Genomic DNA, 12,424 nt, shown 5'->3' with positions numbered 1-12,424 from the left:
GATGGACGTGACCTCACCCGCTTCCGCGCCCCAGCTACGTACCGGAACCGCCGCCGGGCGCGGCACGCTGCTCGCGGCGGTCCTCGCCTCCGGCATGGTGTTCCTGGACAGCACCGTGGTCAACGTCGCGTTGCCCCGCCTCGGCGCCGAACTGGACGCCACGGTGGCCGGTCTGCAATGGACCGTGAACGGCTACCTGCTGATGCTCGCCGCGTTCGTGCTGCTCGGCGGCGCGCTGGGCGACCGGTTCGGCCGGCGGCGGATCTTCCTGCTCGGGGTGCTCTGGTTCGCGGCGGCGTCGGTGCTCTGCGGGCTGGCCCAGGGCACCGGCTGGCTCATCGCCGCCCGGTTCCTCCAGGGCGCGGGCGGGGCGCTGCTCACCCCCGGCTCGCTCTCCGTGCTCCAGGCCAGCTTCCACCCGGACGACCGGGGCCGGGCGATCGGCACCTGGTCCGGCCTCTCCGGCGTGTCCACCGCGCTCGGGCCGCTGGTCGGCGGCTGGCTCATCGACGCGCTCTCCTGGCGGTGGATCTTCTTCGTCAACCTGCCGCTGGCCCTGGGCGTGGTGCTCGCCGCGATGCGCTGGGTGCCGGAGAGCCGGGACGAGTCGATCTCGCGTACCGGTGGGAAGCACCACGGGTTCGACGTGGCCGGCGCGTTGCTCGGCGCGCTGGCGCTCGGCGGCGTCACGTACGCGCTGATCGACGCCCCGGCGCACGGCGCCGCCCCGGCGGTGCTCGCCGCGGCGGTGGTCGGGCTGGCCGCCGTGGTGGTCTTCGTGCTGGTCGAGCGGCGGCGCGGCGACCACGCGATGCTCCCCACCGGCCTGTTCTCCAGCCGGCTCTTCTCGGTGCTCAACGTCTTCACCGTGGTGGTGTACGCGGCGCTCGGCGGGTTCACCTTCTTCCTCGCCGTCTACCTGCAGAACGTGGTCGGCTGGTCGGCGCTGCTCACCGGCCTGGCCACGGTGCCGATGACGCTGCTGCTGCTGGTCGGCTCGCCTCGGGCCGGCGCGCTCTCCGCCCGGATCGGCCCCCGGCTGCCGCTCACCGTGGGCCCGGTGATCGCCGCGGCCGGTCTGCTGCTGCTGCGCCGGGTCGGGCCGGGCGCGTCGTACTGGGTGGACGTACTGCCCGGCGTGGTGCTGTTCGGCGCCGGGCTCACACTGGTGGTCGCGCCGCTGACCACCTCGGTGCTCGGCGCCGTGTCGGACCGCTTCGCCGGGGTGGCGAGCGGCTTCAACAACGCCGCCTCCCGGGCCGGCGGCCTGCTCGCGGTGGCCGCGCTGCCGCTGCTGGTCGGGCTCTCCGGCACCGGGTACGAGCAGAAGGGCGCGTTGGCCGACGCCTACCGGGGCGCGTTGGCGTGGTGCGCCGGGCTGCTGCTCGCCGGTGCCCTGCTCGCCGCCGTGCTCATCCACCGCCCGCCGGCGAAAGGCGGGGCCCCCTCTTAACGCCTGAGGTAGAGGAGGGGCCCCCTGTTAACACCACGCGACGCGGGCGGCGTGGGCAGCGGGCGGGCGTGCGGTGTTAAGCGGGGCCCCCTCCTATACCTCAGGCGTTAAGAGGGGCCCCCGCCTTTCACGTCAGCGGGTACGGTTGACGGCGCTGGTGACCGCCTTGATCGAGGCGGTGACGATGTTGGCGTCCACCCCGACGCCCCACACCGTCCGGCCGTCCACCTCGCACTCCACGTACGCGGCCGCCTGCGCGTCACCGCCGGAGGAGAGCGCGTGCTCGTGGTAGTCGAGCACCCGGACCGCGACGCCCAGCGACTGCAACGCGTTGACGTACGCGTCGATCGGGCCGTTGCCGACCGCGGTGAGCGCCCGCGTCGCGCCGTCGAAGCCGACCCGGGCGTCGATCTCGACCTTGCCGTCGACGGTGCCGATGGTGTAGCCGGCCAGCGTGACCGCCGGGTCGACCTGGTGGTCGACCAGGTAGTTGCGGGCGAAGATCTCCCACATGGTGCCCGGCTCGACCTCGCCGCCGTCGTGGTCGGTGACGGCCTGCACCACGCCGGAGAACTCGATCTGGAGGCGGCGCGGCAGGTCGAGCTGGTGCTCGGACTTCATGATGTACGCGACGCCGCCCTTGCCGGACTGCGAGTTGACCCGGATGACCGCCTCGTAGGTGCGACCCAGGTCCTTCGGGTCGACCGGCAGGTAGGGCACCGCCCAGGTGACGTCGTCGACCGGCACCCCCGCCGCTGCCGCGTCGGCGTGCAGCGCGGCGAAGCCCTTGTTGATGGCGTCCTGGTGGGAGCCGGAGAACGCGGTGTAGACGAGGTCGCCCGCGTACGGGTGGCGCTCGTGCACCGGCAGTTGGTTGCAGTATTCGACGGCGCGCCGGACCTCGTCGATGTTCGAGAAGTCGATCATCGGGTCGATGCCCTGGGAGAACAGGTTCAGGCCCAGCGTGACCAGGTCGACGTTGCCGGTGCGCTCGCCGTTGCCGAACAGGCAGCCCTCGATCCGGTCGGCGCCGGCCAGCAGCCCCAGCTCGGCGGCGGCCACGCCGGTGCCCCGGTCGTTGTGCGGGTGCAGGCTCAGCGCCAGGCTGTCCCGCCGGGGCAGGTGCCGGTGCATCCACTCGATCGAGTCGGCGTAGACGTTCGGCGTCGCCATCTCGACCGTGGCCGGCAGGTTGACGATCAGCTTGCGGTCCGGCGTCGGGTCGATCACCTCGATCACCGCCGCGCAGACCTCCAGCGCGTAGTCCAGCTCGGTGCCCGTGTAGGACTCCGGCGAGTACTCGTAGTGGATGTCGGTGTCCGGGGTGTGGATCTCCGCGTACTTGGTGCAGAGCCGGGCACCCTGGGTGGCGATGTCGGTGATGCCGTCCCGGTCGAGGCCGAAGACCACCCGGCGCTGGAGCGTGGAGGTCGAGTTGTAGAAGTGCACGATGGCCCGGCGGGCGCCGCGCAGCGACTCGAACGTCCGCTCGATCAGGTGCTCCCGGCACTGGGTCAGCACCTGGATGGTGACGTCCTCCGGGATCAGGTCCTGCTCGATCAGCTGGCGGACGAAGTCGAAGTCGGTCTGGCTGGCCGACGGGAAGCCGACCTCGATCTCCTTGTAGCCCATCTGCACCAGCAGCTGGAACATCCGGCGCTTGCGCTCGGGCGACATCGGGTCGATCAGCGCCTGGTTGCCGTCGCGGAGGTCGACGGCGCACCAGCGGGGCGCGGCCTCGACGCGGCGGGTCGGCCAGGCGCGGTCCGGCAGTTCGACGCGGAACTGCCTGTCGTACGGGAGGTAGCGGTGGACCGGCATCCGGCTCGGGCGCTGCCGGGCGAACGGATCGGTCTCGGTGACGGGTTGAGCCATCTCGGAGTGCTCCCTGGAACATGTGGCGTCAGCAGATCGGAAGGTGTCGGCGAGGTGCCGGGCGACGGTGCGCGGCGGTGCCGAGGGGAAGTTCGGATGTGCTGGACGGCGCGGTTCAACTCCGCGACGAGGTGCCGGCCGGTCAGGCCTCGTCGCGGCAGCCAAGGAGAAGAGACGCCTGCCACATGACAGAGTCACCCTACGTGGTGGGACGGGTGGTGGGAAGGCCGGTCCGGACTATGGGACCGGAGTCACCGTGCGGGTGGCCTCGGGCGCCTCGCCCAGCCGGGGCGTCCGCTCGGCCCGGGCCACCGCCGGCACGATCGCCAGCCCGACCAGCACGAAGATCCCCGCCGCCGGGTACCAGCCCCAGCCGCCGGTGCTCACCCCGAGCGCGGTCAGCCCCGCCGGCGCGATCAGGAACTGGAGTTGTGAGCCGAGCCCGAACGCGCCCACGTACGCGCCGCGTTGGGCGGCGGGCGGAAGCGTGGCGGTGAGCCCCCAGGTGCCCGCCGACTCGATCAGCTCCGCCAGGATGAGCAGCGTCGCGGCGACCACCAGCGCCCCGACGGTGAGCAGCCCCCGGGTCTGCCCGGAGATCGGCAGGACCACGCAGAACAGGGAGATCAGCAGTGCGCCCCGGCGGGACGCCCGGGCCGCGCCCGGCGCGGTGTCCGCGCCCCGGCTGGCCCGGACCTGGAGCAGCACGATCAGCACCGTGTTGAGCAGCACCAGCGCGGCGATGATCGTCTTCGGCGCGTCGGTGTGGGTGAGGATCCACAGCGGCATCACCGTGAGGTAGAGCGTCTGGTGCGCGCTGAGCAGCCCGGACAGCAGCGAGACGGCCATGAACGGGCGGTCCCGCAGCACCGCGAGCCGGCTCATCGGCTCGGTCGGCCGGGTCACCTGCGGCAGCCGGGGCAGCCGCCGCACGAAGCCGGCGGTCACCAGGTATACCGCCGCGATGAAGAAGACCATGCCCCGGTACGCCCAGATCGTGTCGACGGCCAGCACCAGGCCGCTGATCAGCGCGCCCAGCCCGAAGCCGACGTTGAGCGAGGAGCGCTGGTAGGCCATCGCGGTGACCCGTTCCTCCGGGCGCAACACGTTGATCGAGTAGACCTGGCGGGCGACCCCGGTCGCCGCGCCGGTGACGGCCAGCGCGAGCACCACGGCGAGGAAGCCGGCGAAGCCGGTGACGAGCGGGTAGGTCGCGAACAGCGCCGCGTCGAGCAGCAGGCAGGCGATCCACACCCGTTGCGGGCCGTGCCGGTCGGTGAGGCCGCCCAGCGGGACGGTGCCGAGCAGCAATGCCCCGGCGGCCAGCGAGAGGCCGAGCCCCACCTGGGCCGGGCTCAGCCCCAGCGCGCGGGTGAAGAAGACCGCGCTGCCGGCCTGGAACAGCCCGTGGCCGACGGCGAACACCATGGCCTGCACGGCCAGGGCGCGGGTCAGCCCGGCCGGCGGTACGACGTGGCGGACGGCGGTGCGGATGTTCTCTCTGGCCCCCATGACCGGTGAGCCAACCGTGCCCCCCGCGCTCCCGTCGAGCGTTTTAGTCTGGGCCGAATCCGGCGTTCGGGGGTGCGTGTGTCCGAGTTGCGCTTCACCCTGGCCGACGTGGCGGGCGTGCGGTTCGCCGTGTCGCCGGCCAACGAGACGGTGATGAGCATGTGGGCGCTGTCCGATCCGGTCCGCTACGCCGTGCACCTGTCGTGGATCGACCGGGCCCGTGCGACGCTGCGCCGGCCGGAGGTGGCCGTCCGGGTCCGCCCGCTGGTGGAGCTGACCCTCCCGCGCCGCTGGCTGCCGGATTTCCTCACCCCGGCGGCCCGACCGGGCGCGGGGATGGCCGAGCAGCTCGACCAGATCGCGGCGACCCCGCCGGACGTGGTGGTCCAGGACCTGTTGGCGACGCTCCCGAGCCGGCCGCTGAGCCCGTTCGGGTCGGCATTGCTGGCCGATCCGCGCGGACTGCTACCGCGGCTCGTGGACGCCGTGCGGATCTGGCACGACGAGGCGATCGGCCCGGACTGGCCCCGCATGCAGGCGCTGCTCGACGCCGACGTGGCCCACCGGGCGGCCCAGCTGGCCGAGGGCGGCGCGGGCCGGCTGTTCGAGCAGCTCCATCCGAGCCTGCGCTGGCTCGGCGACCGGGTGGTCAGCGACGACCCGTTCGAGCGCGACTTCGACCTGCGCGGTCGAGGGCTGGCGTTGAACCCGGGCGTGTTCACCGACCGGCGGGTGCTGTGGAACCTGCTGGAGGACTCGCTGCCCGCCGGGGCGTACCCGGTCCGGGCGGTGGGGAGGCTCTGGGAGCGGGCCCCGGCACCACCGGGTGATCCGCTGGCCCGGGTGGTCGGCGCCGGTCGGGCCGCGCTGCTGCACCTGCTCGAAACGGCCGTGACCACGACCGACCTGGCGCGCCTCACCGGGATGTCGGCCGGCAACGTCTCCCAGCACCTCACCGCGCTGCACGCGGCGGGGCTGATCGCGCGGTCCCGGGCCGGGCGGCACGTGCTCTACCGCAACACCGACGTCGGCGCCGCCCTGCTCCGGGCGGCGCGCGGCGCCTGACGCCGCACCGCCGACCCGCTGCGCCGCATCCGGCGACGCGGATCGGCGGGGTCGGGTGCGGCGACGCGGTCCGGCGGGGTCGCGCGTCCGGGCACGCGGACCGGTGACGCCTCAGCGCAGGAGCAGGGCGCCGACGGGTCGGCGGCGGCGGAGCGCGGTCTCCCGCTCGTACAGGTCGAGCGGCAGGGCGGCCGGGTCGCCGAGGCGGCCGATCGCGACCACCGCCAGCGGCCGGATGTCGTCGGGCAGGTCCAGTTCGGTGGTGAGGCGGGCGCGGTCGAGGCGGGTGAGCTGGCGTACGTGCAGGCCGAGCGCGGTGGCCTGCACGGTGAGGTGGGCGACCGCCTGGCCCAGGTCGTACGCGGTCCGTTCCGGCTCGCCACCGGCGTGCGCGGCGAGCAGCAGGGCGGCGGCGTGTCGGGCCCAACCCTGGTCGGCGTCGGTGAGGCCGACCAGGATCCGTTTCCACGTCTCGTCCTGCCGGTGCCCGAGCGCGAACCGCCACGGCTGGGCGTTGCCGGCCGAGGGGGCCCACCGGGCCGCCTCCAGCAGGGCGGCCACCTCGTCGGCGGTCAGCTCCGCGTCGGGGTCGAACGCGCGAGGGCTCCACCGGAAGGCGAGCAGCGGGGTCAGGTCGGTCATGGACCCAGCGTCCCGGTTGTCCGTTTTGCCGTACCAGGCGGGTCGGCTCGATGTGGCCAAGAACACCCGTAACGGACAAAATGCTAAGGCGCCTCGCGGTCGACCGGCTCGCCCTCGGTCACCGCGCCGGCCAGCTCCACCGTCCCCGGCGCCGGGCCGGGCCTGCCGGTCAGGGTGAGGCTGCCCAGGGTGGCGCGGACCGCCAGCGGGGTGCCGTCCTCGCCGAAGCAGTAGACGCCCACGTCCAGCGGCGCGTTCATCGAGGCCGCGGTGGAGTCGACCGCGTAGCACCGGCCGGTGACGCCGGGCGGCGTCGGGGCGGGGGAGACCGCGAGCGGCGCCCGCCGGTCGGTGAGCACCTCCAGCCAGTCGGTGAACGGGTGCTGCACCCGCGGGTCCAACCGGCGGGGCACCGCGTCGTCGGCGTCGCCGAGTCGCACGCAGCCGGCCGGGCGGGTCCGGCCGGTGGACGGCAGGGCGCACTGGAACAGCCCGTCCGAGGTGCCGGCGAGGGACACGTCCACCGTGCCGCCCTGCCCCCACCCGGGCACGTCGACCCGCCAGCTGTCGTCGTTCGCGCTGGTCCAGGTGACGGTGCGGGACGGCCCGCCGGGCGGCGCCCAGGCGTAGGTGGCGACGAGGTGTCGGTCCTGCGCGGCGGCGGCCAGCCCGGCCAGTTCGTCGCGGGCGGCGTCGACCTGCACCGGCACCGGATCGGCGCCGTCGGCCGGCGCCGTCCGCGGGCGGTCGGCGACGCAGGCGGCGAGCAGCGCCGGCAGGGTGAGCGCGAGTACGCCGGTCAGCCGCCGGGCCGCGCGTCGATGAGCGTGCACCGGGTCATTCTGCGACGTCGTGGCGGTCCGGGTCAGCCCACCGTACGGCTGTACCGGTTGGCGTCCCGGGCCGGATGGTGGGATCACCCGCTCCGGCCGCGCGGCCCGCCCGATACCCTGAGGAGGTCTGACACGCGCCGCCGGACCGAGAAACCCGGCGGCGTCGGCACGCTCAGGGCCGTCACTGGGAGGGGAGCGCACCGTCGTGGCACTCGTGGTGCAGAAGTACGGCGGGTCCTCCGTCGCCAACGCCGAGCGGATCAAGCGGGTGGCCGAGCGCATCGTGGCGGCCCGCAAGGCGGGCGACGACGTGGTCGTGGTGGTCTCCGCCATGGGCGACACCACCGACGAGCTGCTCGACCTGGCCAACCAGGTCAGCCCGCTGCCGCCCGGCCGCGAGCTGGACATGCTGCTCACCGCCGGCGAGCGGATCTCGATGGCGCTGCTCGCCATGGCCATCCACAACCAGGGGTACGAGGCACGCTCGTTCACCGGTTCGCAGGCCGGCGTGATCACCACCTCGGTGCACGGGCGGGCCCGGATCATCGACGTGACCCCGGGGCGGCTCAAGGGTGCGCTCGACGAGGGCGCGGTGGTCATCGTCGCCGGCTTCCAGGGTGTCTCGCAGGACACCAAGGACGTCACCACGCTCGGCCGGGGCGGCTCGGACACCACCGCCGTGGCGTTGGCCGCCGCGCTGCACGCGGACGTCTGCGAGATCTACACCGACGTGGACGGCGTCTTCACCGCCGACCCGCGGATCGTGCCGAACGCCCGGCACATCAGGCAGATCACCTACGAGGAGATGTTGGAGCTGGCCGCCTGCGGCGCGAAGGTGCTGCACCTGCGCAGCGTCGAGTACGCCCGGCGCGCGGGGTTGCCGATCCACGTCCGTTCGTCATACTCGACCAACACCGGCACGATGGTCACCGGATCGATGGAGGACCTTGCTGTGGAACAGGCACTGATCACCGGGGTCGCCCACGACCGCAGCGAGGCGAAGATCACCATCGTCGGGGTGCCCGACGAGCCGGGTGCCGCCGCGCGGATCTTCGACACCGTCGCCGGCGCCGAGATCAACATCGACATGATCGTGCAGAACGTGTCGACCGAGGGCACCGGCCGCACCGACATCTCGTTCACGCTGCCGAAGGCCGACGGCCCGACCGCGATGGCCGCGCTCAGCAAGATCCAGGAGACGGTCAAGTTCAAGGGCCTGCTCTACGACGACCACGTCGGCAAGGTCTCCCTGATCGGCGCCGGCATGCGCTCGCACCCGGGCGTCGCCGCCGGCTTCTTCGCCGCGCTCGGCACCGCCGGCGTGAACATCGAAATGATCTCCACTTCCGAGATCCGCGTTTCCGTGGTCTGCCGCGACACCGACCTCGACAAGGCGGTCCGCGCCATCCACGACGCCTTCGAGCTGGGTGGTGACACCGAAGCCGTCGTCTACGCCGGCACCGGGCGGTAACGCGGATGCCGCCGCTGCCCACCCTCGCCGTGGTCGGCGCGACAGGTGCCGTCGGCACCGTGATGTGCCAGATCCTCTCCTCGCGCCGCAACGTGTGGGGCGAGATCCGGCTGCTCGCCTCCGAGCGCTCGGCCGGCCGCCGGGTGCGGTGCCGGGGCGAGGAGCTGACCGTCCGGGCCGTCACGCCCGAGGCTTTCGACGGCGTCGACGTGGCGATGTTCGACGTGCCCGACGACGTCTCGGCCGAGTGGGCACCCGTCGCGGTGGCCCGTGGTGCGGTGGTGGTGGACAACTCCGGCGCGTTCCGGATGGACCGGGACGTGCCACTGGTGGTCCCCGAGATCAACCCCGACCAGGTGCGCAACCGGTCGAAGGGGATCATCGCCAACGCCAACTGCACCACCTTGGCGATGATCGTCGCGGTCGCCCCGCTGCACCGCGAGTACGGCCTGCGCGAACTGGTCCTCGCCTCCTACCAGGCGGTCTCCGGGGCGGGGCAGGCCGGGGTGGACGCGTTGCACCTCCAGCTCGGCAAGATCGCCGGGGACCGGGTGCTCGGTTCCCGCGCCGGCGACGTACGCCAGGCGGTCGGCGACGAGCTGGGCCCGTTCCCCGCGCCGCTGGCGCTCAACGTGGTGCCGTGGACGGGTTCGCTGGCCGACGGCGGCTGGTCCTCCGAGGAGCTGAAGCTGCGCAACGAGTCGCGCAAGATCCTCGGGCTGCCCGACCTGAAGGTCTCCGCCACGTGCGTGCGGGTGCCGGTGGTGACCGGGCACTCGGTCGCCGTGCACGCGGTCTTCGCCACCGAGGTGGACGCCGAGGGCGCCCGCGAGGTGCTGCGCAACGCGCCGGGCGTGATCCTGGTCGACGACCCGGCGGCCGGGGAGTTCCCGATGCCGATCGACGCGGTCGGCACCGACCCGTCCTGGGTGGGCCGGATCCGCCGCGCCGTCGACGACCCCCGCGCCCTCGACCTCTTCGTGACGGGCGACAACCTCCGCAAGGGCGCCGCCCTGAACACCGCCCAGATCGCCGAACTCCTCGCCAAGGAACTCACCCCCTGACCTCGGCGATCTTGCAGGTTGTGCCCGGACAAAAGGTGCATCTGCCGCGTGATCCGGGCCGAAAGTGCAAGATCGACGCGCGGGGGCGGGGCGGGGACGGGACGGGGCGGGGTCAGGCGGCGGAGAGGTGGACGCCGTCTCGGCCCTGGCGCTTGACCGCGTAGAGGGCCTGGTCGGCGCGGTGCAGGGTGCGGTCGGGGGTCTCGCCGGGGCGGGGCAGTGCGATGCCGACACTGATCGTCCGGCCGGTGCGGCGCGCCGCCTCGGTGAGCCGCTCGGCGATCCCGACCGCCTCCTGCGGGTGGCTCACCTCGATCACCGCGACGAACTCGTCGCCGCCGGTCCGGTAGAGCTCGTCGCCCTGGCGCAACGCACCCTCCAGCGCCCGGGCCAGCCCCACCAGCAGCCGGTCGCCGGCCTGGTGGCCGTAGGTGTCGTTGACGTCCTTGAACCCGTCGACGTCGATCGCCAGCAGCGCGGTACGCCCCGGCGTGGCGCTGGCGATCCGCTGCCCGAACGGCCCGGTGTGCCGCAGCCCGGTGAGCGGGTCCGAACTGGCCTGCTCGCGCAGCCGCGCCAGGGTGCGCAGCCGGTCGAGGCAGGTCCACGCCTGCCCGGCCAGCAACTCGATCAGGTTGACCGTGGTCGGGTCCGGCCGGAGCGACCGCTCGTCGGCCACCAGCAGCACGCCGCCGGCGGTCGGTGCGCCGACCGGCACCGCCACCAGCGTGCGCGCGCCGGCCCGGGTCAGCGGCAGGTACTCGCCGGTCGGCGGGTGCCCCGCCTCGCCCAGCGTGTACGCCGAGCCGTACCGGTGGGCCCGGTCGATCATCCGGTCGAGCGCGGCCGGGCCGGACCCGGTCAGCTCGGCCCGGATCCGGGCCTCCAACTCGCCCGGGATGTCGGTGGCCGCACCCAGCCGGGGTCCACGCCGGCCGGTGAGCACCAGCACGGCGGCGGAGAGCGCGGACACGTCCCGGGCCGCGGTGATCGCGGCGGTCATCAGGTCCCAGTCCGTCGGCGCGGCGGTGAACGCGGCGGCGTGCCGGAGCAGCTTCTCGCTGCGGCTCTCGGCCGGCGGGCCGCCGAGCGCCGCGATCCGGGCGCCGAGCCGGTCGGCCAGCCGTTCGGCGGTCTCCCGCCACGGCGCGAGCGTCACCGGCTCGCTCCACTGCAGGTCGAGCACGCCGATCGGCCGGCCGGCCGGGTCGCGTACCGGCACGCAGAGCTCGGCGGTGACGTCCGGTCGGACCGGCAGGTAGTCGGGGTCGACGGCGACGTCGGACACGGCGGCGGTCTCGCCGGAGGTGTAGACCCGGCGCACCACCGAGGGCTCGGGCCGGTGCCGGGTCGGCGCGTCGGTGGTGGCCGGCACGTGCGAGAAGACCTGCCAGGCGCCGGTGGCCGCGACGCACCGGAGGCGGTCGTGGACGCGGAGCAGGACGGTGGCGGTCGCCGGGGTGTGCCGGGCGAGCGCGGCGACGGTCCACTGGCACGCCTCCGGCACGGTCGACGCCGTGGGAAGGCGCACCGTGACGTCGCGGAGGACTCGCTCGTGATCCACGTCGTTCCTGTTGGGAGGGGGTGGGGCCGCGATCAAATGTACTCATCGCGGGTGCCGTCGACCTTCGTACACATGTGCTATCCACAGGCTGTGGGCGCCGCTTGTGGGCTGCGCGGCCCACGCCTGCGGCGATAGCGTGGAGATCCCGGGCCCGAGGAGGCGCCGATGCTCATCGCCCAACTCAGTGATCCGCACGTGACCACCGGTCCCCTCGCCGCCGAGCCGGCGGCCGGCCTGCACCGGGCGTTGGGCACGGTGCTCGCCCTGCGCCCCCGACCGGAGTGCGTGGTGATCACCGGCGACCTGACCGGCCACGGTCGGCCGGACGAATACCTCGCCCTCCGCGAGATCGTCGGTCGGGTCCCGCTGCCGGTCCACCTGGCCACCGGCAACCACGACGACCGCGAGTCGCTGCTCGACACGTTCGGCGGCACCCCCCACCTGGCCGGCGGGTTCTCCGCGCACTACCACGTCGACCACCCGGACGCCACGCTCGTGGTGCTCGACTCGCTAGCCCCGGGCGGCTCCGGCGGGCGGCTCGGTGACGAGCAGCTCGACTGGCTCGACGGGGTGCTCGCCGGCCGGCCGGAGGCGCCCGCCGTGGTGTGCCTGCACCATCCGCCGGTCGCGGTCGGCGTCCCGGCCGCCGACGCCATCCGGCTCGCCGACGCCGACGCGCTCGCCGCCGTGCTCGGGCGGCACCCCCATGTCGTACGCGTCGCCGCGGGCCACCTGCACCGGCCGGTGACCAGCGCGTTCGCCGGTACGGTCCTGACCACCGCACCGAGCACCTGGGTGCAGGCGAGCCTGACCATGAGCGACGAGGACGAGATCGGCTGGGTCGCCGAACCGACCGCGTTCCTGCTGCACCGGGTGGCCGACGGCGGCTGCGTCACGCACACCGTCCAGGTCAGTCACGCCGCCGGACGGACCTCTTGGGCCTGA

The 12,424-nt window shown here is 73.8% G+C and carries 10 protein-coding genes; 5 read left to right on the top strand and 5 right to left on the bottom strand.

From position 1 onward, the window contains the following. Window positions 1–7: 7 nt before the first annotated feature. Window positions 8–1,453 (top strand): MFS transporter, encoded by a 1,446-nt coding sequence (locus tag GA0070213_RS26145; RefSeq protein WP_091070429.1) that lies wholly within the window; start codon window positions 8–10, stop codon window positions 1,451–1,453. 132 nt (window positions 1,454–1,585) lie between these two features. Here the strand turns inward: GA0070213_RS26145 and leuA are convergent, their stop codons facing one another. Then, complete coding sequence (gene leuA / locus GA0070213_RS26140) at window positions 1,586–3,328, bottom strand: 2-isopropylmalate synthase (protein ID WP_091070328.1); 1,743 nt, start codon at window positions 3,326–3,328, stop codon at window positions 1,586–1,588. Between the two features lie 237 nt (window positions 3,329–3,565). Then, window positions 3,566–4,840 carry an MFS transporter gene (locus GA0070213_RS26135; RefSeq protein WP_091070326.1) on the bottom strand — a complete coding sequence of 425 codons (1,275 nt, stop codon included), beginning with the start codon at window positions 4,838–4,840 and terminating at the stop codon, window positions 3,566–3,568. A 72-nt stretch (window positions 4,841–4,912) separates the two neighbouring features. On the opposite strand from GA0070213_RS26135, the gene GA0070213_RS26130 reads away from it, so the two are divergent. Further along, window positions 4,913–5,905, top strand: a complete 993-nt coding sequence (locus GA0070213_RS26130; RefSeq protein WP_139128724.1) for an ArsR/SmtB family transcription factor — start codon at window positions 4,913–4,915, stop codon at window positions 5,903–5,905. Between the two features lie 111 nt (window positions 5,906–6,016). Here the strand turns inward: GA0070213_RS26130 and GA0070213_RS26125 are convergent, their stop codons facing one another. Together GA0070213_RS26125 and GA0070213_RS26120 are read right to left on the bottom strand one after the other, a co-directional pair. After that, window positions 6,017–6,547, bottom strand: a complete 531-nt coding sequence (locus GA0070213_RS26125) for a nitroreductase family protein (protein WP_091070323.1) — start codon at window positions 6,545–6,547, stop codon at window positions 6,017–6,019. Window positions 6,548–6,630: 83 nt separating this feature from the next. Next, entirely contained in the window at window positions 6,631–7,380 is a 750-nt protein-coding gene (locus tag GA0070213_RS26120; RefSeq protein ID WP_245716552.1) for a hypothetical protein, read from the bottom strand. Window positions 7,381–7,585: 205 nt separating this feature from the next. On the opposite strand from GA0070213_RS26120, the gene GA0070213_RS26115 reads away from it, so the two are divergent. Together GA0070213_RS26115 and GA0070213_RS26110 are read left to right on the top strand one after the other, a co-directional pair. Further along, entirely contained in the window at window positions 7,586–8,851 is a 1,266-nt protein-coding gene (locus GA0070213_RS26115; RefSeq protein ID WP_091070322.1) for an aspartate kinase, read from the top strand. 5 nt (window positions 8,852–8,856) lie between these two features. After that, window positions 8,857–9,915 (top strand): aspartate-semialdehyde dehydrogenase, encoded by a 1,059-nt coding sequence (locus tag GA0070213_RS26110; RefSeq protein WP_091070319.1) that lies wholly within the window; start codon window positions 8,857–8,859, stop codon window positions 9,913–9,915. 112 nt (window positions 9,916–10,027) lie between these two features. On the opposite strand, the gene GA0070213_RS26105 is transcribed toward GA0070213_RS26110, so the two are convergent. After that, window positions 10,028–11,479 carry a sensor domain-containing diguanylate cyclase gene (locus GA0070213_RS26105; RefSeq protein WP_091070318.1) on the bottom strand — a complete coding sequence of 484 codons (1,452 nt, stop codon included), beginning with the start codon at window positions 11,477–11,479 and terminating at the stop codon, window positions 10,028–10,030. A 165-nt stretch (window positions 11,480–11,644) separates the two neighbouring features. Between GA0070213_RS26105 and GA0070213_RS26100 the strand changes: the two genes are divergently transcribed. Then, window positions 11,645–12,424, top strand: a complete 780-nt coding sequence (locus GA0070213_RS26100; RefSeq protein WP_091070315.1) for a phosphodiesterase — start codon at window positions 11,645–11,647, stop codon at window positions 12,422–12,424.

The organism is Micromonospora humi (genome assembly GCF_900090105.1).
Taxonomy (GTDB): domain Bacteria; phylum Actinomycetota; class Actinomycetes; order Mycobacteriales; family Micromonosporaceae; genus Micromonospora; species Micromonospora humi.
This window is presented reverse-complemented; position numbering and strand designations above follow the sequence as displayed.

Bases quoted from the DNA above. Each gene is read 5' to 3' on its own strand.
- leuA (WP_091070328.1), bottom strand. From the start codon at position 3,328: ATGGCTCAACCCGTCACCGAGACCGATCCGTTCGCCCGGCAGCGCCCG.
- GA0070213_RS26135 (WP_091070326.1), bottom strand. From the start codon at position 4,840: ATGGGGGCCAGAGAGAACATCCGCACCGCCGTCCGCCACGTCGTACCG.
- GA0070213_RS26125 (WP_091070323.1), bottom strand. From the start codon at position 6,547: ATGACCGACCTGACCCCGCTGCTCGCCTTCCGGTGGAGCCCTCGCGCG.
- GA0070213_RS26110 (WP_091070319.1), top strand. From the start codon at position 8,857: ATGCCGCCGCTGCCCACCCTCGCCGTGGTCGGCGCGACAGGTGCCGTC.
- GA0070213_RS26100 (WP_091070315.1), top strand. From the start codon at position 11,645: ATGCTCATCGCCCAACTCAGTGATCCGCACGTGACCACCGGTCCCCTC.